Source organism: Candidatus Pelagibacter sp. RS39, from assembly GCF_002101315.1.
GTDB lineage: Bacteria > Pseudomonadota > Alphaproteobacteria > Pelagibacterales > Pelagibacteraceae > Pelagibacter.
The window spans coordinates 824,458-850,875 of record NZ_CP020777.1 but is presented as its reverse complement, the minus strand read 5'-3'; the positions used below and the strand labels follow the sequence as shown (position 1 = coordinate 850,875).

24 protein-coding genes and 1 tRNA gene are annotated in these 26,418 nt (G+C 28.7%); 14 read left to right on the top strand and 11 right to left on the bottom strand.

Annotated elements, in window-relative coordinates:
• Positions 1-2: 2 nt before the first annotated feature.
• From B5L73_RS04575 to B5L73_RS04560, 4 genes are all read right to left on the bottom strand, one after another.
• Complete coding sequence (locus B5L73_RS04575; RefSeq protein ID WP_232309644.1) at positions 3-1,022, bottom strand: Ldh family oxidoreductase; 1,020 nt, start codon at positions 1,020-1,022, stop codon at positions 3-5.
• Positions 1,009-2,934, bottom strand: a complete 1,926-nt coding sequence (locus B5L73_RS04570) for an ABC transporter permease subunit (RefSeq protein ID WP_085148488.1) — start codon at positions 2,932-2,934, stop codon at positions 1,009-1,011. The genes B5L73_RS04575 and B5L73_RS04570 overlap by 14 nt, the downstream gene beginning before the upstream one ends.
• The gene (locus tag B5L73_RS04565) at positions 2,935-3,732 is read right to left on the bottom strand and encodes a taurine ABC transporter ATP-binding protein (RefSeq protein ID WP_085148485.1); all 798 of its coding nucleotides are present in this window, start codon (positions 3,730-3,732) and stop codon (positions 2,935-2,937) included.
• Between the two features lie 88 nt (positions 3,733-3,820).
• The gene (locus B5L73_RS04560) at positions 3,821-4,762 is read right to left on the bottom strand and encodes an ABC transporter substrate-binding protein (RefSeq protein ID WP_085148479.1); all 942 of its coding nucleotides are present in this window, start codon (positions 4,760-4,762) and stop codon (positions 3,821-3,823) included.
• A gap of 187 nt (positions 4,763-4,949) precedes the next feature.
• Here B5L73_RS04560 and B5L73_RS04555 point away from each other — a divergent pair, with 187 nt between their 5' ends.
• Genes B5L73_RS04555 through B5L73_RS04545 form a run of 3 tightly spaced genes read left to right on the top strand, consistent with a single transcriptional unit; the run spans position 4,950 to position 9,873 of the window.
• Positions 4,950-6,296, top strand: coding sequence for an aspartate aminotransferase family protein (locus B5L73_RS04555; RefSeq protein WP_085148476.1), 1,347 nt, complete (start codon positions 4,950-4,952; stop codon positions 6,294-6,296).
• 9 nt (positions 6,297-6,305) lie between these two features.
• Positions 6,306-7,424: an alanine dehydrogenase gene (gene ald / locus B5L73_RS04550; RefSeq protein ID WP_085148473.1), complete on the top strand. Its 1,119-nt coding sequence runs from the start codon at positions 6,306-6,308 to the stop codon at positions 7,422-7,424.
• 4 nt (positions 7,425-7,428) lie between these two features.
• Positions 7,429-9,873 carry a GcvT family protein gene (locus B5L73_RS04545; protein ID WP_085148470.1) on the top strand — a complete coding sequence of 815 codons (2,445 nt, stop codon included), beginning with the start codon at positions 7,429-7,431 and terminating at the stop codon, positions 9,871-9,873.
• Here the strand turns inward: B5L73_RS04545 and B5L73_RS04540 are convergent.
• The gene (locus B5L73_RS04540; RefSeq protein WP_085148466.1) at positions 9,870-10,721 is read right to left on the bottom strand and encodes a bile acid:sodium symporter family protein; all 852 of its coding nucleotides are present in this window, start codon (positions 10,719-10,721) and stop codon (positions 9,870-9,872) included. The genes B5L73_RS04545 and B5L73_RS04540 overlap by 4 nt on opposite strands.
• Before the next feature lie 40 nt (positions 10,722-10,761).
• Positions 10,762-11,739, bottom strand: a complete 978-nt coding sequence (locus B5L73_RS04535; RefSeq protein WP_085148463.1) for a DeoR family transcriptional regulator — start codon at positions 11,737-11,739, stop codon at positions 10,762-10,764.
• Between the two features lie 112 nt (positions 11,740-11,851).
• On the opposite strand from B5L73_RS04535, the gene B5L73_RS04530 reads away from it, so the two are divergent.
• The 5 genes from B5L73_RS04530 to B5L73_RS04515 all read left to right on the top strand — a co-directional run bounded on the left by B5L73_RS04530 (position 11,852) and on the right by B5L73_RS04515 (position 16,296).
• On the top strand, positions 11,852-12,082 hold the full coding sequence (locus B5L73_RS04530; RefSeq protein ID WP_085148460.1) for a hypothetical protein: 231 nt from the start codon (positions 11,852-11,854) through the stop codon (positions 12,080-12,082).
• Between the two features lie 42 nt (positions 12,083-12,124).
• Positions 12,125-12,334, top strand: coding sequence for a hypothetical protein (locus B5L73_RS04525; RefSeq protein ID WP_085148457.1), 210 nt, complete (start codon positions 12,125-12,127; stop codon positions 12,332-12,334).
• 223 nt (positions 12,335-12,557) lie between these two features.
• Positions 12,558-15,830: a DEAD/DEAH box helicase gene (locus B5L73_RS04520; protein WP_085148454.1), complete on the top strand. Its 3,273-nt coding sequence runs from the start codon at positions 12,558-12,560 to the stop codon at positions 15,828-15,830.
• A 75-nt stretch (positions 15,831-15,905) separates the two neighbouring features.
• A complete protein-coding gene (locus B5L73_RS06440) occupies positions 15,906-16,073 on the top strand; it encodes a hypothetical protein (protein WP_157101080.1) in 168 nt (55 codons plus the stop codon).
• A gap of 146 nt (positions 16,074-16,219) precedes the next feature.
• Positions 16,220-16,296: transfer RNA gene (locus B5L73_RS04515), tRNA-Met, on the top strand.
• A gap of 1 nt (position 16,297) precedes the next feature.
• On the opposite strand, the gene rfbA is transcribed toward B5L73_RS04515, so the two are convergent.
• Positions 16,298-17,167: a glucose-1-phosphate thymidylyltransferase RfbA gene (gene rfbA / locus B5L73_RS04510; protein ID WP_085148452.1), complete on the bottom strand. Its 870-nt coding sequence runs from the start codon at positions 17,165-17,167 to the stop codon at positions 16,298-16,300.
• Positions 17,164-18,177, bottom strand: coding sequence for a dTDP-glucose 4,6-dehydratase (gene rfbB, locus B5L73_RS04505; protein ID WP_085148449.1), 1,014 nt, complete (start codon positions 18,175-18,177; stop codon positions 17,164-17,166). Before rfbB ends, rfbA begins: the two co-directional genes overlap by 4 nt.
• A 58-nt stretch (positions 18,178-18,235) precedes the next feature.
• Here rfbB and B5L73_RS04500 point away from each other — a divergent pair, with 58 nt between their 5' ends.
• On the top strand, positions 18,236-19,123 hold the full coding sequence (locus tag B5L73_RS04500; RefSeq protein ID WP_085148446.1) for a glycosyltransferase family 2 protein: 888 nt from the start codon (positions 18,236-18,238) through the stop codon (positions 19,121-19,123).
• Here the strand turns inward: B5L73_RS04500 and B5L73_RS04495 are convergent.
• Positions 19,120-19,647, bottom strand: coding sequence for an adenine phosphoribosyltransferase (locus tag B5L73_RS04495; RefSeq protein WP_085148443.1), 528 nt, complete (start codon positions 19,645-19,647; stop codon positions 19,120-19,122). The genes B5L73_RS04500 and B5L73_RS04495 overlap by 4 nt on opposite strands.
• Positions 19,648-19,659: 12 nt before the next feature.
• Complete coding sequence (locus B5L73_RS04490; RefSeq protein ID WP_198150112.1) at positions 19,660-20,469, bottom strand: NAD-dependent epimerase/dehydratase family protein; 810 nt, start codon at positions 20,467-20,469, stop codon at positions 19,660-19,662.
• A gap of 44 nt (positions 20,470-20,513) precedes the next feature.
• Between B5L73_RS04490 and B5L73_RS04485 the strand changes: the two genes are divergently transcribed.
• Positions 20,514-21,299, top strand: coding sequence for a glycosyltransferase (locus tag B5L73_RS04485; RefSeq protein ID WP_085148437.1), 786 nt, complete (start codon positions 20,514-20,516; stop codon positions 21,297-21,299).
• On the opposite strand, the gene B5L73_RS04480 is transcribed toward B5L73_RS04485, so the two are convergent.
• Positions 21,296-22,723 (bottom strand): hypothetical protein, encoded by a 1,428-nt coding sequence (locus B5L73_RS04480; RefSeq protein WP_085148434.1) that lies wholly within the window; start codon positions 22,721-22,723, stop codon positions 21,296-21,298. The two genes, B5L73_RS04485 and B5L73_RS04480, sit on opposite strands and share 4 nt — an antisense overlap.
• A 46-nt stretch (positions 22,724-22,769) precedes the next feature.
• Between B5L73_RS04480 and B5L73_RS04475 the strand changes: the two genes are divergently transcribed.
• Genes B5L73_RS04475 through speD form a run of 4 tightly spaced genes read left to right on the top strand, consistent with a single transcriptional unit; the run spans position 22,770 to position 26,401 of the window.
• A complete protein-coding gene (locus tag B5L73_RS04475) occupies positions 22,770-23,639 on the top strand; it encodes an S-methyl-5'-thioadenosine phosphorylase (protein ID WP_085149632.1) in 870 nt (289 codons plus the stop codon).
• Entirely contained in the window at positions 23,636-24,706 is a 1,071-nt protein-coding gene (gene mtnA / locus B5L73_RS04470; protein WP_085148432.1) for an S-methyl-5-thioribose-1-phosphate isomerase, read from the top strand. Before B5L73_RS04475 ends, mtnA begins: the two co-directional genes overlap by 4 nt.
• Positions 24,703-25,359, top strand: a complete 657-nt coding sequence (locus B5L73_RS04465) for a class II aldolase/adducin family protein (protein WP_085148429.1) — start codon at positions 24,703-24,705, stop codon at positions 25,357-25,359. Before mtnA ends, B5L73_RS04465 begins: the two co-directional genes overlap by 4 nt.
• 1 nt (position 25,360) lies before the next feature.
• Positions 25,361-26,401: an adenosylmethionine decarboxylase gene (gene speD / locus B5L73_RS04460; protein WP_085148426.1), complete on the top strand. Its 1,041-nt coding sequence runs from the start codon at positions 25,361-25,363 to the stop codon at positions 26,399-26,401.
• Positions 26,402-26,418: the final 17 nt, after the last annotated feature.

The window sequence follows — 26,418 nt, the reverse complement described above, 5'->3', positions numbered from 1 at the left end:
AATTATTTCTTAAGTATTTCTAATTCGTCTTTGATAATTTTAGAAATTTTAATTTCTTTATTTAAATTCATTTTGTATCTTTTATATTTATTTTGTCCTGGATACATTATTTCTTTTACTCCTTTAACTTTAGGTAATCTTTTAACTTTTTTAATATTGTCTTTAATTCTTTTGTTATAATCTTTTACAAACAAATTTGTTTTAAATGTGATGAATAAATGCCCAATATTTTGTGGTCCACTAAAATCTTCAAAAGGATCTTTAACTCTGCCAGCGTGATTACCACCCGTCAAAACACCACTCAATATATCAACCATCCACGCTAATCCTGAACCTCTAAATCCTGCAATTGGCAACTGAACACCTTTAAGAGCTTTATTTGCATCAGTTGTTGGTTTACCAAATTTATCTAAGGCAACACCGATTGGTAGCTTCTGATTATTTTTTGATGCAAATCTGATCTTACCTCTATTTATCATTGAGATTGATGTGTCTAAAATAAAAGGTGCTTTTGATCCACTGGGAGTTCCAAAACAAATAGGATTTGTACCAAATAAACTTTTAATAGCTCCATGTGGGGCTATGGCAGGTGGGGCATTAGTATAAATCATTGTAACTAAATTTTTTTTTACAGCTTGCTCGGCATAATATCCAGAGAGTCCATAGTGACCACTATTTCTAACAGCAACTAAACCTATCCCAGTTTTTTTTGCATTTGAAATTGCTTTTTTTATAGCCATATCAGCTGCAACAAACCCAATACTATCATCGGCATCAATATGTGAAATTGATTGAGAAATCTTTTTAATTTTTATTTTAGGTTTTGGGTTAATTACTTTTTTGGATATTCGATCACAATACATCTTTAGTCGTGAAAGACCATGTCCGTAAGCGCCGACCAGTTCTGCATTAATTAAAGCTTTTGCAGAAATTTTTGCATGATCTTGATTAAGACCAAATTTTTTAAATATCTTGGTAATTTCCTTTGTTAGAATAACAGCTTTCAACTTAACCTTTTCCACGCCATGGGATTGTTTTATCAATAATTTTTCTTAGCGTTATATCAAATAACAATCCAAGCATTCCCATAATAAAAATTGTTATCCAAATTACTTCATATTGAAAATATTTTTTAGCTACATTTTCTACAAAGCCAATACCAGTAGTACCTGCTAAAAATTCTGCCGCCACCAATGTCCCCCAACACATACCTACTGCTACTCTTATACCTGTGAGTATTTCTGGTAATGAATTTGGAAAAATTACATGTCTTAATATTTGTCTTTTAGATGCCCCCAAAGAGTGAGCTGCATGAATTTTTGATAATTGAGTTCCTGATGCACCTGCTCTTGCAGAAATAATCATTATAGATAACGAGACCATGAACAATAAAAATACTTTTCCAGTATTATCAATTCCTAACACTGAAATTATAAGTGGAGCCCAAGCAAGTGGAGGAACAGGTCTATAAAGCTCAATTAAAGGATCAAAAAAACCTTTTGCAAATCTATTTAAACCCATAAATAAACCTAAAGGCACTCCAATCAATATTCCAAAAACTAAACCTAAGAAAACTCTTAAAAAAGAGTCCCAAATATGTCCGTAGGGAACAGGTACTTTAAATAAATTAAAGTCTCCTGTAACAATTTTTAGAACACCACCTTTGAAGTTTTGTTTAACTATTCCATCTTTACTATGAACAGGATATTCACCTGGCAAAATATCTGCAATCCAGTCTGGCAAAATAAAGCCAATCATTTTGCTTACATCAACCATTTGTATCCACAATAAAGGAATATCTTTGTAACCCACACTTGGTTTTGACATTAATATGAATTTATTGAACGTATCGGATGGTTTGGGCAACCATCTACCCGAACCTTGCTCAGAACAACTTGGACCACTAGCAACAATAGTTCCTGCAGGAAATAAAAAAATATCAATTAATCTCAAACCACCTTGCTCTTCTTTTTGAGCGTTATCAAATTTGACAATTGCCGCCTGCATCTTATCTAATGCATTTGGAGGGTAGATACTTGCAAATTCAATTCTTCTAGCAATTTTCACAATATTTTTTGCGTATGTTGAAGCTACTTCATCACTATCACTTAAATCTTTCCTATAAGTCTTAATTTCTTCTTTGAGCTCTTTTATCTTGCTTTTAAATTGAGGGTTATGATTTCTTAACTTGAAAAATTCTTCACTTATTAAATTTAATTCTTGAGCTGCAGTGTGAAATTTTAAACCTCTATATGTTGCAGGAACCAAGGGTACCTCTAATGTATTTTCAATAGAGCCTGAACCAGCATCCACTTTAGTAATACCCCAACCACCTTCTTCTTCCACTGCTTTCAGTCTTTCATTAAGTTCTTGTTCAGTTTCAAATGGATAATCAGGTTTTTGGAAATTTTCAGTTAATAGATTAATTTTTCCAGTGATATCATCTATTTTTTGTCGAGTTTCATTCTCAAGCAAATCTTCATTTGTAAGTAATGGGATTAGTTGATTAGTTTTACTTATATAACTAATTAGAATTGTTTTTTGTTGACTATTTAGCTCTTCAGAATTTTGGATCTCATTTTGAATTAATTTTAAATTTTTATTCTCTTTTTTGATTTGTGATGTACTTTTGAATTCTCTTTCTTCTATTGGAAATTGATATTTTAATCCAAGTAGAGAGTCATTAACTTTTGCAACTTGGCATAGCTCATTAGCGGATTTCGGATAAAATCCTTTAGCAATATCCCAGGAATAATAGAGCCAAATTAAAAGTAAAAAACTACTTCCAACAATTACCCAGTGTGTACCCCCTAACGCTCTCTCAGGATTTCCAAATACTGCGTCTACTTTTTCAGTTCTTATTAATCTTCTTCCATAAAGAATACAGCCGACTACCGCAAAGAATATTAGAAAAGTTAATATTTGAGTTAACATTTAATTATCTTTTCCCATAATTTCCTCTTCCATGTTCCAGATCATTTCAAGGATTTCTTCTCGTTTTTGAGAAAACTCTTTGTTTTTTTTAATTTCCCTCAGGTCCTCTTTTAATCCCATTGAAGCGAATGGAAGATTATATTCTTTATGTATCCTTCCGGGTCTTGGAGCCATCACATATAGTCTTTCACCTAGAAGTAAGGCTTCTTCAACCGAGTGAGTAATAAGAATAATTGTTTTACCAGTTTCTTTCCAAATTTTTAAAACTAGGGACTGCATTTTTTCTCTAGTAAGAGCATCAAGGGCTCCTAATGGTTCATCCATTAAAATCAAATCTGGATTATTGATTAGACATCTTGCAAGAGCAACTCTCTGCTGCATTCCTCCAGATAGCTGATAAGTTGGAGTATTTCCAAAACCTTTTAACCCAACAATCTCTAACCATTCATCAACTTTTTTCTGAGTTTCAATTGGATCTTCTTTTTTCATTCTTAATCCAAAGTTGACATTTTCAGCAACTGTTAGCCATTCAAACAGAGCTCCTTGTTGAAAAACCATTCCCCGTTCAACTCCTGGTCCATCAATTTCTTTGTTATTTAAAGTAATACTTCCTGAAGTTGGTCTAATAAATCCTGCAGTAATATTTAATAATGTAGTCTTTCCACAACCAGATGGCCCAAGAACAGTAAGAAGTTCTCCTTTCTTAAGAGTAAAATTTAAATCTTTTAATGCATGAACAGTTTCTCCTTTAGGAGTTTTAAAAATCATGTTTAGATTTTGTGAAATTAAATCACTCATAAAGAAGCTTTATATTTGAATTTTTAATAAAAAAATAGGCACCAATTTATTACAATTGGCGCCTATTAAAATTTAAATTACCCTTAGATTATAAAGGTAAGAAACTAGTATCTACGTTTCCTCTTGGTGTTCCCATTCCTTTTAAGAATGCATCAAGATTTCCACTTTCCATAGATTGTTTAGTTTCCTCAGGTGTTAGAAACTTAAAGCCACTTAAAGTTTCTTTCATATCAGCAACTTTCATTTCAGAAGCTTTTGACATTGAGTTCATATCGCTTTTACCAGCTCTATATCTCGCATTAGCTTCGTGAGTTACTTCAATAAAAGTTCTTAGCATACCTGGATTTTCCTTCATAAACTTTGTAGTCACTGAAGTAATATCGATACCTAAGATACCTGCATCTCTAGCTTCTTGAACTGTAAGTAATCTAGATCCAACTGCAGTTGCAGCTTTAATTGAGTTACCACCAAATAAACATGCCATTACAACATCACCACTTACTAAAGCAGCAGCACCTTCTTCAGGGTCCATTTGAATGATATCCATTTTTTTTCTGTCCGCACCAACAACTTTCATACTTTCATCAAAAACGTATTCAGCCATTGTACCAAGTGGAACAGCAACTTTTTTACCTTCAAGCTCAGTAGCGTTAGCTTTTGTTATACCAGAAGCGTTAGATGTTACACATGTTGTACCACCCATTCCGTATTCCATAGCTATATCTACAAGTTTAATCGGAGCTTTAGATTTAACAGCATTAATGAAAGGAACTAAGCCTTGAGAGTAAGAGATATCAATGTCTCCTGCTAACATAGCATCAGTCATAGCACCACCATTAGTAAAGTTTGTCCATTTTACTGGAACACCTAGAGCTTTAGCGAAGTTTTTCTTCATCATGTCCTCTAGATTTGGGCTTGGCCACTCTAAGAAATAAGCAACTCTAACTTCATTAGCTGCAGAATTAGCAACTGAAATTGAAAGATTAAGAGCTACAAAACATCCAAGAATAAAACTAATTATTTTTTTCATTTTTCCTCTTCCTTGTTTATTTATATGTTTCAATTTTAAGATTAAATTGACCTATATGTAAAACAAAAAAATGATCATTATAGTTATGCAACTTTAAGTTGTGACAATTATTTTGGTGGTTAATCAGTCTTAATTAGTCTAAAGAATCCTTAATTAGGTAAATTAATAAAATTTATAGAAAGTAATTATGAGCTCAGAAAAAAGAACTTCGGTTCCAAATTCTTTAAATGAACATTGGATGCCATTTTCATCCAATAGAGATTTTAAAGAAAATCCTAGATTAATTGTAGAGGCGAAAGGTGTATATTTAAAAAACCATCAAGGACAAACACAGATTGATGCGAGCTCAGGATTATTTTGCAATCCTTTAGGACATGGACGACAAGAAATAATCGATGCCATAAGTAATCAATTGAAAACTTTAGATTATTGCCAACCATTTCAACAAGGTTTTGGTGGATCATTTGAATTAGCAACTAGAATTTCAAAGCATACTCCAGGAAATTTGAATAGAATTTTTTATACTATCTGTGGATCAACTGCTGTAGAGACAGCCATTAAAATTGGTATTGCATATCATAGAGCTAGAGGCGATAGCCAAAGATTTAGATTTGTAGGACGTGAACGTGGTTATCATGGAATGAATATTGGTGCAACTTCAGTTGGAGGTATGGTAAATAATGTAAAAACATTTGCAAGTGTACTTATGCCTGGAGTTGTTCATATGAGACATACACATTTACCAGAACATAAATTTGTAAGTGGTCAACCAGAAACAGGAGTTGAACTTGCAGAGGATCTAGAAAGAATTTGTACAAATTTTGGAGCAGAAAATATTGCAGCCTGTATTGTTGAACCAATTGCAGGGTCGACTGGAACATTAGTTCCACCTAAAGGATATTTGCAAAGATTAAGAGAAATTTGTGACAAGCACGGCATACTTTTAATTTTTGATGAAGTTATTACTGGTTGGGGTAGAACTGGCTCACCATTTGCTTCTCAAGAGTATGGTGTAACACCAGACTTAATGACAATGGCAAAAGCCACTACTAATGGGATAAGTCCATTAGGAGTTGTTGCATGCAAGGAAGAGATTTACGATGCTATCATGGATGATGCACCTAAAGGAACAATTGAATTGTTTCATGGTTATACTTATTCAGGAATTCCTATTTCAGTTGCTGCAGGTTTGGCAGTACAAGATATTTTTGAAAAAGATGACATATTCAACAGAGCAAAAGATTTGGCTCCATATTTCCAAAAAGGTTTAATGTCTCTAAAAGATATTGATATTGTAGACAATATTAGAGGATACGGAATGATGGGTGGAATTGACATTAAAATGGATAAAAAACCCGGTGCTGCAGGATTTACTTGTTTTAAACATTGTTATGAGGCTGGTGTAAATTTTAAAGCTACTGGTGATTGTTTGATAATCGCTCCAATGTTTATTTGTGAAAAAAAACATATTGATGAAATTATTGAAAAACTAAGAACTGGAATTACAAATTACGCTAAAAGTAAAAAGAATTAAATTTCATTAATGAGAATTGGTGTACCTAAGGAAATTAAACCTCAAGAAAATCGAATTGGTCTAACACCTGATAGTGTTAAAACATTAGTATCAGAAGGTCATGAAGTTTTAGTCGAAAATAATGGTGGTTTCGAAGCAGGTTTTGAAAACGATCAATTCATAAAAGCTGGAGCAAAAATTGCTAAAAGTGCAGCAGATATTTTTAACGATGCAGACATAATTGTTAAAGTCAAAGAACCTCAAAAGGTTGAGGTAGATATGATTAGAGAAAATCAAATCGTATACACTTATCTTCATTTAGCTGCTGCGAAAGAACTAACTGAAGGATTAATTAAATCTAAAAGTATTAATATTGCCTATGAAACTGTCACTGATGATAATGGTAGGCTTCCATTGCTTGCTCCAATGAGCGCTGTTGCAGGAAGAATGTCAGTTCAAGCAGGAGCACATTGTTTAGAAAAAAATCAAAAGGGTAGAGGCCTTTTGTTAGGTGGTGCACCTGGTGTTACTGGTGGAACGGTTGTAATTTTAGGTGGCGGAGTTGTAGGAGAAAATGCTGCGGTTATTGCGACTGGTATGCAAGCAAAAGTTCATATTGTAGATAAATCTGAAGCAAGATTAAAACAATTAGTAGAGATGTTTGGTAATAAAATTATTCCAGAACAAAGCGATAAAATAGATTTGAATAAATTAGTTGCTGAAGCAGATTTATTAGTAGGTGGAGTTTTAATTCCAGGTGCAGAAGCACCAAAGTTGATAACTAAAGACATGTTAAAATTAATGAAAAGAGGATCAGTCATTGTCGATGTTGCAATTGATCAAGGTGGATGTGTTGAAACTAGTAAACCTACAACACACGGAGACCCCACATACATAGTTGATGATGTAGTTCATTATTGTGTAGCAAATATGCCAGGTGGCGTACCAAGAACCTCTACATTAGCTTTAAATAAAGCAACGTTGCCTTTCTTAGTAAAACTTGCAAACAAAGGTTATCAAAAAGCTTTAGGGGAAGATAAAAACTTTTTAGCAGGACTAAATGTTCATAAGGGTCATGTGACTTATAAAGCTGTTGCAGATGTTTTTGGACATGAATATGTTGACCCAGGAGATGCAATCAAAAATTAATTAAATGGAAAAAAAACTTCCAAATAGCACTAAAGTTGTTGTTATAGGAGGTGGAGTGGTAGGTTGTTCAGTTGCTTACCATTTAGCTAAATTTGGTTGGAAAGATACAATTCTTTTAGAAAGAGATCAGTTAACCTCAGGGACAACCTGGCATGCAGCAGGATTAGTAAGTCAATTAGGTCCCTCAGCAGCAATTACCAAAATTAGAAAATATACTTTAGATCTATATAAAGAACTTGAAAAAAAAGTTGATCATTCAGCTGGATTAAGATTGAACGGTGCACTTTCAATTGCTGAGAATAAAGGTAGATGGCAAGAACTTCAAAGACAAGCAACTACAGCTCAGCTCTTTGATGTTGATGTAAGAATTTTAGATAAAGATCAAATTAAAAAAGATTATCCAATTGTAAATACCGATGAAGTTTTAGGAGGAATTTTAATGCCAGGCGATGGTGCTGCAGATCCATCAGGAGTAACACATATGTTAGCAAAAGCAGCCAGAATGGAAGGAGCAAAAATTTTTGAACAATCTCCTGTTGATGAGATTTTAACAAAGAATGGAAAAATTTCTGGAGTAAAAGTAAATGGCCAAAAAATTGATTGTGAATATATAGTTTTAGCTTCAGGAATGTGGTCACGCCAAATTGGAGAAAAAGCTGGAGTAAGTATACCTCTTTATCCAGCAGAACATTTTTATATTATTACAGAGCCGATTGAAAACCTCTCTAAAACTTTACCAGTGATAAGAGATTTTGATAATAGGACTTATATTAAAGAAGATGCTGGAAAAATATTAGTTGGTATATTTGAGTCTCAGTCTATTCCAGCTTGGGATAAAATTAATAAAGTTCCAGAGGATTTTTCGTTTGGAGAATTTCAAGAAAATTTTGAACATTTTGAACCTTATTTAGCTACTGCAATAAAAAGGTTTCCAGTTTTAGAAACAGCAGGAATTAGAAAATTTTTTTCAGGTCCAGAGTCATTTACTCCAGATACAAACACACTATTAGGAGAAGTGCCTGAAATAAAAAACTTTTTTGTATGCTGTGGTTTAAACAGTATTGGAATTGGAAGTGGGGGAGGCGTTGGTAAAGTTACCGCTGAATGGTTAATCAATGGACATATTAACGAAGATATTTTTTGTTATGACATTAAAAGATTTCAAAAATTTCATTCTGATCTAAGTTTTATTAAAAAAAGAATTACGGAGTCTTTAGGAGATTTATATGGAATGCATTGGCCGTTTAAACAACATAAAACTTCAAGGAATATAAAAACTCTTCCATATCACAATGAATTAAAAAGTTTTGGTGCTTGTTTTGGTGTGTCAGGAGGATATGAAAGACCTATGTGGTTTGCATTAGATGGAGAAAAAACGGAATATGAATACAGTTATAATTACCAAAATTGGTACCCTTCTGCAGAATATGAAACGAATAATACTGTCAAAAACGTAGGATTATTTGACTTAACTCCTTTTTCTAAATTTGAGATTAAATCTGATAAAGCTCACAAGGAATTACAAAAAATTTGTACCTCAAATATCAAAAATGAAGTTGGTAAATGTATTTATACACATATGTTAAATCCCGACGGTGGCATTGAAACAGATTTAACAGTCGTTTGTATCGAGAAAGATCACTTTAGAATAATAAGCTCTGCAGCTACGCGAGAAAGAGATAAATTTCATATAAATAAACACCTTACAAAAGATGTTGAGTTAAAAGACGTTACTGATGATTATTGTGTTTTCGGAGTTTTTGGACCAAAAAGTAGAGCTTTAATGAAATCAATTTCAAAAGATAATTTTGAAAATGATAATTTTAGATTTAGTACAGCAAAATATATCACTATTGAAGGAATTAAAATTTGGACTCAAAGATTGTCATATGTTGGAGAATTAGGTTACGAATTATATGTTAAATCGAAAGATGCTAAAAAAATTTACGAATTGCTGATTGATAAAGGTAAAGATTTTAACCTTTCGAATTGTGGTATGCACGCTATGGATATTATGCGAATGGAGAGCGGGTTTTTACATTGGGGCCATGATATTTCACCAGAGGAAAATCAATATCAAGCAGGTTTATCTTTCACAATAAGTTCTAAAAAAGAGGATGAATTTATTGGTAAAAAAGCATTGGAAAAGATCAAAAAAGAAAAAATTAAAAGTAGATTTGCAATGTTTACTTTAAAAGATAGTAAGCCAGGTGAACCATTATTGCTTCATGATGAGCCTATATATTTAGAAAATAACATTATAGGAAGATCAACATCAGGCAATTATTCTTTTAATTTTAAGAAAAATTTAACATTTGGTTATATCAATAACGATATTTCAAATGACGAACTTCACAAAAAAGATTTGTTTATTGAAATAGAGAAAAAAAAATATCCTATTGAAGCAATTATCAAACCTTTAAAACAAACTAATTTTAAAAATAATTAAGTTCTATTTCTTAAGAAAAGTACAAAAAGAACAGAAGTCATCATCATAATCAAAGCATAAGCTGCTGTTGGAACCATGTAAGTCATGTTTTGCCCAAACAGTTGAGTTCCCACAAAAACAGCTAACGTTCCATTTTGTAATCCACATTCAAGAGATATACATCTTTGTTGAGCAACACCTGATGCAAAAAATTTAGCTACGTAAAAGCCTATAATCATCATGGAAATATTAAGAACCAAAGCAATAGTTCCTGCTGTAGTTAGGAACATTATGATGCTATCCCATTCTTGAATGTAGATAGCAATGAAAACAATTGAGAATAATCCTATAGATGCTTTCTCAATAATTTTGATATTATTTTCTATAAAATTATTAAAAAATTTTCTAATAATCATTCCAATTATTACAGGCACAGTAACTACAAAAAACATCTTTAAGGATATACCAAGCATTGAAACATTTTTTTCGATATAAGTGATATTAAATAAATCAATTGATAAGAAAATTATATAAGGAACTGAAACAATACTTATTAAACTAGTAAACGCAGTAAGAGATATAGATAGTGCGACATCACCATCTGCAAATTTAGTTAATACATTTGATGTTACTCCACCAGGTGCGGCTGCAATTAACATTACCCCTAACGCTAGCTCAATTGGAGTTTTTAAAATAATTATTAATAGATAACCAATAATTGGAAGAACAACTAATTGACAAATTAAACCAACGAAAAATTCTTTTGGATGCTGAAATACTCTTGTGAAATCTTTTACTGTTAATGACGCCCCAAGCCCTAACATTATAAGAGCTAGCGCAAATGGCGCTATTGTTGTTACTATACCCATGACCCCTCTGTGTAATACTCGAGGACAATTTATTGAAGATTTAAGAAATTACAAGAAGATTTAAAACTTTACGAATGAATTTAGCTTTATACTTAAAAATTTCTGCTTGATAAGGTAAAATTTTTTTAAAATTCATAGTGGTTAGCACATATTGTTTTTTTTGGTTTAGCTTAATTAAGTCTTCCCCAATTAAATATTTACATTTTCTAATAATTGTTGCTCTAGGGATTTTTGTCATATCAGAAATTGACATTGCACTTATACCAGTTTCTGCTCCAAGATTTTCTATAACAATATTATTAGTAGTAAAGTAATCTAATGCGGGTTTACTCTTATCAGAATTTAATTGATCGGTTACGTTTAAAACTTGGTTCATGCAAACTGTTCCCCAAATATGAAATGTAGTTAAATCTTTAAAAAATTTATGGTAACCTATTATCAATGGTATTTGCATTCTATAAAACCAACTCCATGATAATGAAAATTTTTTTTTCATAATATTTTCAATAATTTTTTGATCTAGTTTTTTAGAAAAAACCTTATCTTTATTTAAAGCTTTAGAAACTAAGTGTATATATTTTGATGAAAATTTTATTTGTTGTTCTGGCTTTACAAAGCTGAATGCTTTTCTATCAATTACAATTTTTTTTTTATTACGAGTTATTACACTTTCATTTTCAAGTTCTATAACTTTTCTTCTAATTGTTTCTTTAGGTAAATCTAATTTTTCACAAAGTTCAGTAATACTAAACTTGTCAATTTGAAGATATGATTTCGAGTAATATTCATCATAAGAGTATTGAATATTCATCTGGTCATAAAATTGAAGTGTCTTTTCAATTAAAGAAATTATTATCATATATTTATAGTGATCATTAAATGGCCTATAAACACTGTTCATCCAATTCCATTGATGTGATATCCAATCTTTACTTAGAGTAGAATAGTGAGACATAATGGATTCATAGACTTGGTCGTCTGAGAGAGTTTTGGAAAAATCTACTTCTTGAATACTCATAATTTAATTTTTGTTAATAGAAACCCAAATTGAACAGTTGTCAATTTAATAGTGACCCAAATTGAACTTTCATAAAATTGTTCTTCAAGCTCTAAGATGTTTTAATTAAGGTATGAATACTAAAGGTTTTACAGAGAATACTGAAAATATTGAGACCCCAAATGATATTAGTGTTTCTGAAAAGCCTTTAACTCCAAACAAAATTAGTTCCGGAAGAGTTGATATCAACGTTTTAAAGTCAAAACTGGAAGCACAACAGGGTAAGGAGTTAAGAAAAAATATTTTCATTTTTTCATTTTGTATTCTGTTGCTAGGTTCTATTGGAATATTTCTATCTTTATAATTTTATTTGCTAATTATTTGAAAGGATGCTTTATTACGCCCTATGAAAGATCTAACTAATTCTATAAGAAAAAAACTTGTTTCGAAATATACAGTATCTGACAATACACAAACTACTTCTAGAAGTACGGATATAAATGTTCTTTTAAACAGAGTAAAATTAGATAAAAAACAAGAAATAAGAAAAAAGTTTTATTTTTCTGCTGCAGCTTCTACAGGTTTAATTTTATTTGGTTTGGTTGTCTTTAGCTAAAACCAAACATTTAATCAAAAATACATGAATTTAATGATTAATAATTATTGAATCAAAATTTATAGATATTATAAATCAACAAAGTAAAAAGGCGGGGTAGCTCAGTTGGTTAGAGCGCGGGACTCATAAGCCCGAGGTCAGTGGTTCGATCCCCTAAATTTCCTTATTAATTAAAGCAAACATAAATATTGGTCCACTGGTGGTCCACTGATAAACTAAATTTATGAGTTTAAATCATCCCAATAAGTTCAAAATAGATGAAAAATATTTTACATTTACAAATTTTTTAGACTTTGAAAGGTCACTAGCCAAACTGTCCATTGAAGACGATGATAAAGGACAAATTTTTGAGGTTTATATAGAGGCTTTCCTTAAAACCACAAAACAATTTAACATAAAAAAAGTATATGCATCGCAGAAAAATTTTCCTAATTTTGTTTTTAAAAAACTTCAAATACCTAGAAGAGATAAAGGAATAGATGGAATAATAATTGATAAAAATGACAATATAATTCCCTATCAGGTCAAATTTAGAAGCTCAAAAAAATTAGAGTACGATGAACTTAAAGGTTTTAAAGATCAAAGTTCCAAAGCTAAAGAAAGAATTTTATTTACAAATGCAAATTATATAGCTGAAGAATATTTCAAAAGAGGAAACAATATAGCTTTTAGAGGAAATGATTTTCACAATTTAAATGAAAAAGAAATAAATAAAATAAATAAAATTTTTAACAATAGAAAGAATTTAATTGCTCAAGAAAAAAAAGTAGATCCTTATCAAAGAGAAGCAATAGATGGTATTATTAAAGAATTAAAAAATTCAGACAGAACAACGTGTTTAATGGCTTGTGGTACAGGAAAAACATTTGTTGCTTTATGGTATATTGAGGAAGTCAAAGCAAAAAATATAATAGTTTTTGTACCATCAATAGCTTTACTAAAACAGCTTAGGGGAGAGTGGCTCTCTAATTCAAAAATAAATAACCTTACTTCATTTGCTGTGTGTTCAGATAAAACTGAACCAAGATCATTTGATAAAATTAAATTATTAAAAAAAGATCTAAACTTCAAAATTGATACTGATCCAAAAGAAATTAGGAAGTTTATAAAAAAACAGGATGGATCGACTAAAATTATATTTACAACTTACCATTCATCAGAAGCTGTTGCCAAAGCGTGCAAAGGTTTCACTTTTGACATTGGTATTTTTGATGAAGCTCACAGAACAACAAGTTTTTCAATAAATAAACAAGAGACATCGTTTAATCTTGGTTTATTAGATAAAAATATATCAATTAAAAAAAGAGTTTTTTTCACAGCCACTCAAAAAAGTTATAACAGCAAAATTGTTGATGAGTTTGGAAATCCTAAAATAAAATTTAATATGAATAATCCTGATGTCTACGGAAATGTTTGTTATAGATTAAATTTTTCAGATGCTCATAAGCTTGGTGCAATTAGTGATTTTAAAATTCTAATAACTCAAGCAAAAGACGCTGAAATTAGTGAAGAACTTAGGAGAAATTCAATAACTATTGTTAAAAAAAATAGAATCCTTTCTGATCAGGTTGCACATCAAATTGCTTTAAAAAAAGCTATTAACGATTTTAATTTATCTAAAATTTTTACTTTTCATTCTAGAATTCCACAGGCAAAGTCTTTTGCTAAAAAAAGTATAAACAATACAGATATCTCAACTTTCCTACCGAATTTTTATTGCAATTATATTGAGGCAAAAATGGATAGTATAAAGAGAGAAGAAATTATAAATGATTTTAAAAATAATCAAAAAGGATTAATTGCAAATGCAAGATGTTTAATTGAGGGAGTGGATGTTCCAGAAGTCGATGCAATAGCATATGTTAGTCCAAAAAGAAGCAAAATAGATATTGTTCAGTCATTAGGAAGAGCTGTACGGAATAGACACAGAAAAGATAAAAAATATGGTTACGTTATAGTTCCAATATTCTCTGAAAAATTTCGTGGTGAAAGAATTACGGATGCAGCTAAGAGATCTCAATATGATACAATATCAGATACTCTTGATGCATTAAGAGAACAGGATAACAAATTAGATTTGCTTTTAGAAGAGGCAAATAGATCTTTTAAAAGAGGAAAAGGATACCTGACAAAAGTTATCAGAAAACTAAGGAATAAAATTATTTTTGTTGATAATGAAATACCAATTAAAAATTTTGAAAGGCATATATTTTTAAAGGTTCTTGAGTCATTCAGGAATAACTGGGATGATATGTTAGGTTTGTTACTTAAATTTAAAGATAAGCATAAACATTGTGATGTACCTTTAAATGCCAAAGGTGAGTTTAAGGAATTAGCAAAATGGGTTCATAAAATTAGATTAACAAAAAGAAGAAAACTTATGAATAATTTAAGTGATCAAAATATTCAAGAATTAAATAAAATCGGATTTATTTGGCGAATAGAAGGTGAGACATTACCTTTCCAAAATAATTTTAAAATTATGAAAGATATTGAAAGAGAGTTTGGTATATCTTCAGCTGCAGGAAATTTTTGGAAAAAAATTAAACCAGAGGGAAAAATTTATTCAGGAGAAGCTGGACAATTTCTAAATCTTTATGATTTAGATGAAAAAAAAATTAAAGATAATCTGGGCGTTAATTATTTTGAAAAAGAGGTTGACCTACAAAAGATTATTTCAATGGACGATATATTGAGCATATTAAGAAAGCCAAGAGGTATTAATCTTTATGAAAGAGATCTAACAGCAAATTATTTTAAAAATCAGGGTTTCAAAGTTCAAAAATATTACTCGAAAAGGGGAAAAAATGTTACCTATATTGATAAATCATCATTTTTTAAATATTTATCAACAAAAAAAATATTAAGATTTAATGAACTAAAAAATTTTTTTTCCAGAGCTGATATAAATAAAAAAGGAATTTACGAAATTCCACAAAGAGGAATTTTTTATAAATTTGAATTAAATCCTGCAGAAAATACAATTAGATTATTAAAATATTATCAAAAACCTTACTTTTTATCACTTTTTAAGAAAGTATCTGAGGTTAAAAAATTACAAAAAGATAAAATGTATATTCAAAAACATTCTAACTTCATTTATGGAAATTATAATTTTTTTGTCACTCAACAATGGTTGAATAGATACAAGAAATTAATAAAAAAATTTAAATCTATAGAAACTCATGAACATAAATATGTATTTTACAAAATTAAAAACCTAAAAAAATTTAATAACGCATTAGAAATAGACTCTGTTATATCAAGTGAAAAAAATACTACTAAACTGAAGAAAAACCTTAAAACTTATTATGCAAATACAATTAAATATCATAACAAAAATATAAGAATGAACCTTTTTTTACGATACACAGATGACAAAATTTTAAAAAAAATAAACACTGATCACCTGCCACTATACCAAAAAACATATAGTGTTTACAAAGTAGTTAATAAATTAAAATTCAAAGAATTAATTGCTAATTACGGAAGATAAATTATAATTATATAGTCCTGATTTAGAAAATAACTCTACTTGCTGGGACTTTAAACACAACGCTAAAGGAGGCAAATGAAAATAATAATACAATCAATAAAAAACTATTTTAAATCAAAGAAGGATAGGGGATTAGAACCTGTATTTTTTGAAAAGATAGGTGATCAAAAAACATCAAGAGATCAGATGCGTGAAAACTTGATTAAAGCATTAAAAAAAAATGGTTGGACAATAAAAAAATAAATAACGCACGGGCTTCCACTGGACCAGAATTTTTGGTCCAATTTTGGTCCACTGGTGGTCCACTAAGAAAGGCTTATTAAACACAATTCTTGGATTTCTTGTTTGAAAGAAAAAAAATAAGTAGTATATATCAACGTGAATTTAATGGCGGGGTAGCTCAGTTGGTTAGAGCGCGGGACTCATAAGCCCGAGGTCAGTGGTTCGATCCCACTTCCCGCTACCAATCACTTAATAAGTTTTTTTAAATAATTCGAATATTCACAGTTTCCATAAAAACTAATTGCCTTGAATATTTGTTTCTTTGAAATCCATTTATTATTTAAGGCAATTTCTTCAAGACATGCAATTTTAAATCCTTGTCTATTTTCTATAGCTGACACAAATGCTGATGTTTTATAAAAATCCTCTATTGAACCTGTGTCTAACCAGGCTCCACCTCTTCCTATAATATCTGCACTTAATTGTTTTTGTGATTTATAGAAATTCAACAAATCAACAATTTCTACCTCACCTCTTTTTGATGGCTTAAGTTTTTTTGCTAATTCTACCACTTTGTTGTCAAAAAAGTATAATCCTGTTATTGCTAAATCTGATAAGAATTTTTTGGGTTTTTCTTTAATAGATAAGATTTTATTTTTTTTATCTACTTTTGCTACTCCAAATGCTTCAGGGTTTTGAACTTTATGTAAAACAACTCTCGCACCTTTTTTTATTTTTGTATTCTCTAGAAGTTTTGTGGTGAGGTTTTGACCGTAAAAAAAGTTGTCTCCTAAGATCATTGCAACGTTATCTTTGCCAATAAATTTTTCCCCAATTACAAACGCATCTGGTAAACCCCTTGGTTTATCTTGTTCAAGATAAGTTATTTTTAATCCCAAATTATTTCCATTTGGAATAAGTTTTTTATACTGATATAATTGTCCTCTATTAACAATAATTAAAATGTCTTTTATTCCCGCAAGCATTAAGATTGACAAAGGATAAAAAATTAAAGGTTTATCATAAATTGGAAGAAGTTGTTTGTTAACTGCTTTTGTTAATGGACTCATCCTAGTACCTTTACCACCAGCTAAAATAATTCCTTTTTTAATCATAATTTCCCTAATCTTTTTACAATATCTTTTTTTGACAAGTTTTTGTAGTACGTTTTATTTTTAGTATACCATTCAAATGTTAATTTAATCCCCTCTGAAAAATTAATTTTTGGTTTCCAACCGAGTTTTTTTTTAATCTTATTACTATTTAATGCATATCTAACGTCGTGACCTGGACGATCTTTAACAAAATTTATTTTAACATTATTTCCTACTTTTATTAATCTTTTTGAAACATTAATTAATTTGGAACATACTTGTAAGTTATTCAAATTTTTATTTGATCCAATATTGTAAAATTCTCCAATTTTACCTTTTAAAAAAATTTTAATTAGAGCTTCGCAATGATCTTTCACATAAATCCATTCTCTTGAATTTGTACCTTTTCCATAAATTGGTAGTGGTTTGTTATTTAGAATATTATAAATTAATTTTGGTATTAATTTTTCTGGATGTTGTTTTGGCCCATAGTTATTTGAACAATTAGTTACAATAGCTGGAATTTTGTAAGTTCTAACATAAGAACTCACCAAATGATCTGAGGCTGCTTTACTTGCCGCGTAGGGTGAACTAGGATTGTATGGAAATTTTTCATTAGAGCGGTCTTTTAAAATATCACCATAAACCTCGTCAGTAGAAATATGAATTAACTTACATTTATGTCTTTTAACAAATTTTTTAAAAGACTCTAATAATCTATAAACGTCTACAATATTACTATTTATAAAGTTAGCAGGATTATCAATAGATCTATCTACGTGCGTTTCAGCAGCTAGATTAAATATACATGATGGCTTGTATTTATTTAAAATTTTATAAAATTTTTTATCCCCTATATTACATTTGATAAATTTGTAGTTTTTAAGAAATTTGAATTCTTTGACATTATAGAGATTTGATGAATAGGTGATTTTATCAATATTAATAACAAAATAATTTTTTTTGATTAATAATTCAATTAGATTACTTCCAATAAAACCTAATCCACCTGTTACAATTATTTTTTTCATTGATTGATTTATTTTTACATTAGTAAAAAGTATTAGTATAGTTGATTACATTGATCATATGTCAATATCTAGGCAAAATTTAACAATAATTATTGTAAGCTTTATGAGTGATAAAGTAATTCATGACTGTATAAGCTCTATACCAAGGGATATCAAAATTATTATAGTTGATAACTCGAATAATAAATCATTTAAACATGAAATTGAAAAAAAATATAATAATGTCCGTTGTATATTATCAGAGAAAAATCTTGGTATGGGTGCTGGTAATAATTACGGACTAAGTGAAATTGATACGGATTATGGGTTTGTTCTTAATCCTGACGTTGTATTAAGAAATGATACAATTGATGAAATCATAATTGCTTCTAAAAAAATTGATACATTTTCTATAATTTCACCAATTATGGAGGAAGAAAATTACCCAAACTATAAAATGAGCAAAAGAGAAGATTTTGTAAATAAAAAAAATGAACCTTTTAAAGTAAAGAGTGTTGATGGGTTTGCGATGCTTTTAAATCTTTCAAGATTAAAAAAATTAAAAAATTTTAAAGATAAATATTTTGATGAAAATATTTTTCTTTATTTAGAAAATGATGATTTATGTAAAAGAATAATTGAAAATGATGAAAATATTTACATCGCTCCAAAATCAAAAATTAAACATCTTGGTGCAAAAGCTGTTGATGAAAAATATGAATACGAAATAGAATTATCAAGAAATTGGCACTGGGTTTGGTCTAAATTTTATTTTAATAAAAAACATCATGGTTATTTAAATGCATTTTTTAAAGTATGTCCTATATTTATTTCAGCAACTTTTAAAGTGCTTTTGTATTTTTTTATAAATAAGAGAAAAAAAGAAATATACTTATATAGAATATATGGATTTTTAAATGCTGCTCTAGGAAAAGAATCTTTTTATAGACCTAAAATTAATATTTAATGACCAGGAAATTCTATTAAATTTTCGACTTTGTAATTTTTTGAAATTAAATTATCAGTTCCTTTCAGATCAAACAAATTAATCACAAAAATAAAACCTGCAACCTCTCCTTTTGAAATTTCTATTAATTTTGCAGCAGCCTCAGCTGTTCCACCTGTTGCAATTAAATCATCTATAATTAAGACTTTATCTTTTTCATTTACTGAGTCTTTGTGCATTTCGATAGTTGCAGATCCATATTCTAAATCAAAGTCCACAGAATATACGTCTGATGGTAATTTATTTTTTTTTCTTAACATGATAAATGGTTTTTTTAAGATGTAGGAAACTGCAGAGGCAAACACAAAACCTCTTGACTCTATTGCCGCAATTTTTGAAAAATTAAACTTTTTTGATCTCTGAACTATTTGATCAATACTCTCTTTGAAAGCTATTTCATTTTTTATCAAAGTTGTGATATCTCGAAAAAGAATACCTTTTTTAGGATAGTCAGGTATTGATCTTATATATTTCTTTAGGTCCATAAATTTTAATTTTTACTTAAATAATTTTTTACTTAACTTTATACATTCTTTTCGAAGCTGGTTGATATTAATTTTAAGGCCTATCTTTTTTTTGAGTTTAGAATTATTCAAATAAAAAGATTGATTTTTCTCATTATTTTTGAGTTTAATAATTTTTAATTTTTTTTTATTTTTATATGAAGTTAATAACCAATTATTCAAATCTCTTAAGTAAACCCTTTTTCCCATAGAAATATTATAAATTCCAAATAATTTTTTTGTGATGATTGAGTCAATTATTTTTGAAAACGTATTTATATCAAGAAAATCTTTGAATTCATTTTGATTTAAAATGAATTCTCCTTTCTTAACTTTGTTAATTAGATAATCAAGATAAGTATGATGCGATCTTCTTGGATTGTATTTCTTAAATCCAATTATATTTGAAATTCTCAAAATAATGCTTTTGTTTTTTTTTATACCTAAAATTTTTTTTTCTGTTATGTATTTATTTTTTTCATAATTATTTAAACAATTAATTCTTGATCCTTCAAAAATATTAGATTTGGCTTTATAAATTTTTCTTGAACTTAAAAAAATAAAATTGGTATTTTTATTGAGGTTCTTTGAAATTTTAAAATCAAAATCATTATTTATTGAATAAACCTTATTAATGTAATTTTTGTTTATCGCGCAATTAATTATATAATCAAAATTATTAAGTTTTTTTAATGATTTTGAATTTAAGCTCTCTATTTTTACAAAGTGTTTATTCTTTAAAAATGTATATAAATTAGATCCAATGAAACTATTTTTTCCAAAAATTAAAATTTTTTTTTTCAATAAATGTATCTTAAAAAATTAATAATTATTTATTTATAATATTTATGATGAAATTGTCTATAATAATACCCGTTTATAATAGTTCTAAAATTTTAGAAAAACTTATATTTGAGATTAATTCAAATTTGTTTGATAGATTTGAAAAAAATTATGAGATAATTTTAATAAATGACTTTAGTAAAGATAATAGTTGGGAAAAAATTAAAAAAATTTCAAAAGAGTTTAGTTTTATAAAAGGAATAGATTTAAAATATAATGTAGGGCAACATGGAGCTATTTTTATAGGTTTAAAATATTCAACTGGAAGTAAGATAATAATAATGGATGATGATTTACAACATCCGCCACAAAGCCTAATAGATATTTACAATCAATTAGATTTGTACGATGCATGCTACACTCTTTATTTAAAAAGAAAACACGTTTATTGGAAAATAATTGTAAGCACAGTTAATAATTTTTTTTCAAGTTTTATTTTTGATAAACCATTTAAGATTTATACTTCTTCATTGAAGGGAATTAGAGGAGATGTTAAAGATCGATTCATAAGTTACAACCCTAAAATACCATTTATTGATAGTTTAATTTTGAGAGAAGCAAAAAAAATTACTAATATTAAAGTTTATCATCAAAAAAGATTCGAAGGAAAAAGCAATTATGATGTAAGGAAATTATTCATTTTATGGTTTGATATGATTGAAAATTATCATTTTTATCCATTAAGATTTGGATCTTTAATTGGTTTTATTTCCTTTTGTATTGTTAAGATGTTTAGAATTTTTAATACTAAAAAAAAATTTTTATTCGAAATAAAAGAAAAAACATTTTAATAAACTTTTTTTAATTGGTACAGTTCTAGATGATTTAATATTTTATTTGATTTTATTTTATAATTTTCTAGCTCAATTGGTTTACTAAATTTTTTATCTGTAATGTCTGTAAAATAAATTAGCCATAGATTATCTGGTAATTTAGAATTATTGGTATAATCAAAGTAATTAAAATTTTTACTTATTTTTTCTGTATATTTTTTTAGATAGTTTTCGTAAACCAAATTAATATTTTGAGGATTATTTTTTACAGAAACAAATGAATAATTTAAATTATTGTTTTTTACCATGTATTCTAGTGATTTCCCAACTTCTGGTTTTGATGGATAAATATCTGTATAGAATTGTTTGAAGGTATTTTCTGTAAAATGATTAAAAAAACTTGGAGCTACTAATAGAAAAATAAATATATATTTTTTCTTGATATTTTTTAAATCTAAACTTAAGCCACTTAGCAAATAAAGTATTGGTATTAAAACAAAAAATATATATCTATCTATAAGAACAGGTTCAAAAATAAAACTATAAGTAATTGGAATTATATACGTTGAAAAAAAAAGAATAATAAAAAATAATTCTATATCAATTTTTTTTAAAACGTGATTGAATTGACTTATAATTAGATAAAGTAAGACTAACAAATGTATTAACCCCAAAATCCTTGAACCAAAAAAAGAGGAAAAATAATAATTAGTAAAAAAAGAACTTTTAAACTCTGGTAACCAAGGGGGAGTATGGGAAATATTATTTAGGTATATCAATATAAATAAAAGAGATGATATCGAAGTAGACAAAAATAAAAAGATATCATTTTTTTTAACTTTTTTCTCAATCACCCAAAGCAAGAGAATATAAAAATTGATAGATATTATTATAATTATTGAAAAGGCATGACTGAAAAGCATTAAAAAAGAAATTATAAAAATTAAAAGGTAAGAAAAAAAATTTTTAAATTCTCGAATTTTTCCCTTAAAAAAAACTAAGTTTAGTAAAATTAATGCTAATAAAAAAGTTAGTGTATAAGAGCGTAGTTCAATACTATACCGAATATGATAAATATTAATTGACAATAAAACAATTCCTAAAATGGCACTATAGTAGTTTTTATTATTTCTTATAAGCTTGTAAAAATAGAAAATGGAAACAATACTAAAAATTAGCGTTAAGTATCTTGAATATTCAATGTTATATCCAAAAATTTTATGAAAAAACTTTAAAGTTACTTCATAAGTAACCATCATGTTAGACCCAAAGATTAATTTTATAGTTTCTAAGAAATTCAAACTTGGATTTGAAAGATAAAAACTTACCATTTCATCTGACCAAAAGTCATTAAAATTAATATTGTAACCTCTTAAGATCGACCCAAATAGGATCACTAAAGTTACAAATAAAGTTTCATATTTGTATGAATTTATTTTCATGTTTAAATATTATCACTATACTATAATGAATTTAATTAATTATAATATGTCAAATAAATTAGCTATAATTGGTGGCAGCGGACTTTATGATGTTGAAGAATTTACTAATAGAGAATTAATTGATTTAAAAACCCCTTGGGGAAATCCTTCTGATCAAATTTTAAAAACTAAATATGATAATAAAGAAGTTTATTTTCTACCAAGACATGGTAGAGGTCATTTTATATCTCCCTCAAAAATTAATTTTAGAGCTAACATTGATGCTCTAAAACAATTGGGAGTGACAGATATTGTATCAGTTTCTGCTGTGGGATCTTTGAAAGAAAACTTGCCACCTGGAAAATTTGTCATTGTTGACCAATTTATTGATCGGACATTTGCTAGAGAGAAAACTTTTTTTGAAGATGAAATTGTTGCTCACGTTTCTATGGCTCATCCAACATCTAATGGTTTGATGAATGCATGTGAGGAAGCAATCAAAAAAGAAAAAATTGATTATCAAAGAAATGGCACATACGTTGTGATGGAAGGACCTCAATTCTCAACATTAGCAGAGTCAAATTTATATAGATCTTGGAAAGCAGATGTGATTGGGATGACTAATATGCCAGAAGCAAAATTAGCTAGAGAAGCAGAGGTAAGATATGCATCCGTATCAATGGTTACAGACTATGATTGCTGGCATCCTGATCATGAAAATGTAGATGTTAAACAAGTAGTGAAAGTTTTATTAGATAATGCTGCCAAAGCAAAAAATATGATCAAAAATTTAATAGAAAACTTTGAAAATCATATTGATCCTAATGATCCAACTAATAATTGTTTGGATGTGGCTATTATCACAGCACCTGAGAAAAGAACCAAAAAGACAATAGCAAAACTTAAAAATGTTGCTGGTAGAGTTTTAAAACAATGAGGATAGAAGGAAAAGAGTATCGTACTATTTGGTTTGAAAATAATGTTGTAAAAATCATTGATCAAACAAAACTTCCACACCAATTTATAATAAAAGATCTTAAAACAATTAAGGACTCAATTAATGCAATTAAAGTAATGGAAGTTAGAGGTGCACCTTTAATAGGAGCAACTGCTGCCTATGGATTAGTTTTAGCTATAATTGAAAATGATGATCAATCTTTTTTAAAGAAATCTGCCGAAGATCTAATTAATTCAAGACCAACAGCAATCAATTTAAAGTGGGCAGTTGAAAGAATGATGAATAAATTATTAGGCGTCAATAGTGATCAAATTTTAAAAATTGCTCTTAACGAGGCAAACGAAATTTGTGAGGAAGATATTAAATTTTGCAAAAATATAGGATTAAATGGTCTTAAAATTATTGAAGAAATTTATAATAAGAAAAAAAACACAGTAAATATCTTAACTCATTGTAATGCAGGCTGGCTTGCAACTATAAATTGGGGAACAGCAACATCTCCTATATATCATGCTCACAAAAAAGGAATTCCCGTTCATGTTTGGGCAGATGAAACTAGACCAAGAAATCAAGGTGCAAATCTCACTTCATATGAATTAAATGAAGAAGGAATAAAAAATACAATTATTACGGATAACACTGGTGGAATTTTGATGCAAAGAGGAGAGGTTGATATGTGTATTGTTGGAACAGACAGAACTTTAGCCAATGGAGATGTATGTAATAAAGTTGGAACTTATCTTAAAGCACTAGCAGCTCATGATAATAAGATTCCTTTTTATGTTGCATTACCAAGTTCAACAATTGATTGGAATATCAAAAACCATAAAGATATTCCTATTGAAGAAAGAAATTCAGAAGAATTATCTCACATGGAAGGTTTAGATGAAAAAGGAGATATAAAGAAAATACAAATTTATCCAAAAAAAAGTAAAGCTATGAATTTGGCTTTTGATGTAACACCTGCAAAATATGTAACTGGCTTAATCACAGAAAAAGGTGTGTGTGAAGCATCGGAAAAAGGACTTAAAGATTTATTTAAATGAAGAATTTAATTCAAAGAAATCAAATTATTGAGTATTCGTTGAAATTAAATTCTACAAATCTTTCACCTCTTAGATCAGGCAATATATCATTGAGAGTAACGGAGAATGATATAGAGGGATACATAATTACTCCATCAGGAAAAAAATATGAAACACTAAAACCTGAGGATATTGTTTTTATGAGTTTAAATGATGTAGAAGAAAAAAACGACTCAGTTAATAAACCTTCATCTGAATGGAGATTTCATCGAGATATTTATATAAACAAAAAAGAAGCACATGCAATCGTTCATGCTCACTCTCCACACGCTACAGCTGTATCTTCTCATAGAAAACCTATTCCACCTTTTCATTATATGATTGCTCTTGCGGGCGGAGAAGACATTAAATGTGCAGAATACGCTACTTTTGGAACTGAAGAGTTATCTAAAAATATTATCAAAGCTTTAGAGAATAGAAGCGCATGTTTAATGTCTAATCACGGTCAGGTTGCTTTTGGAAAAAATTTAGAGGATGCATTTGAACTTGCACAAGAGATAGAAAATATTTGTCATCAATACACTATTGCACTAAAGTTAGGTGAACCTAAGATTCTTTCATTTGAAGAAATGAGAAAAGTCTTAGATAAAGCCAAGAATTATAAAAAAGGGTAAGATGATTAAAGTTGGGGAGCATATTACTTTAGATATTATAGGCACTACAAAAGAGTATGATCCTGCAGTTTATGAAAAGGTTATACATAAAATAGCTAAAGCAGCTAATGTAACTATTTTAAATATTTCAAAATATAAATTTGAACCTCAAGGTTTTACTATTTTAGCTTTATTAGCTGAAAGTCATATCAGTTTTCATACATTTCCAGAAAATGGAATAATTAGTTTTGATTTTTTTACTTGTGGAAAAATAAGCCCATCAGTAGCAATCGATATTGTTAAAAAAGAATTTGAACATAAGCGTATAGTTAAAAAAGAATTTAATAGAGATACCAGATCTCTTTACCATGATATTTATAGTTCACCTGGATTACAAAAATCATATGTTGTAAATGAAGTTCTAGAAGATTTTAAATCAAAAGTTGGTCAACACATTGAAATTTTAGAATTAGAACAATTTGGAAAATCTCTATTTATCGATGGTGAAATACAAGTTGCTTCTTCAGATGAACATTTATATAGCTCAACTTTTGTAGGAGCAGGCCTGAAATTAAATAAAAAAAACGAGAGAGCAGCAATAATCGGTGGTGGTGATGGCGGTGTTGCAAGGGAATGTATTTCAAAAAAGTTTAATTTTATAGATTGGTATGAGCTAGATCCAGAAGTTGTAGAAGTTTGCAATAAACACCTTGGTGATATTGGAAAAAAATCTACAGAAAAGAATTCTGTTAAATGTGTATGGGGTGATGCCTTTGAAAGTATAAAAACGGTAAACGAAGATACATATGATCATATTTTTGTTGATCTAAATGATGACCAGTTTTGTATAGATCTTGCTGCTAAAAATATGGACTCTTTAGTAAGAATACTTAAACCTAAAGGAGTTATTACTGCACAGGTAGGAAGTCAGGACAAAAAACCTCTTCAAGTTGAAAATTGGTTGAATGTATTTAATCATCATTTTGGAAACACTAATTTATCCAGAGTTTACATACCTAGTTTTGATTGTTCTTGGAATTTTTCTTCTTCGATAAATCATTAATTTTTTCTTTTTAATAT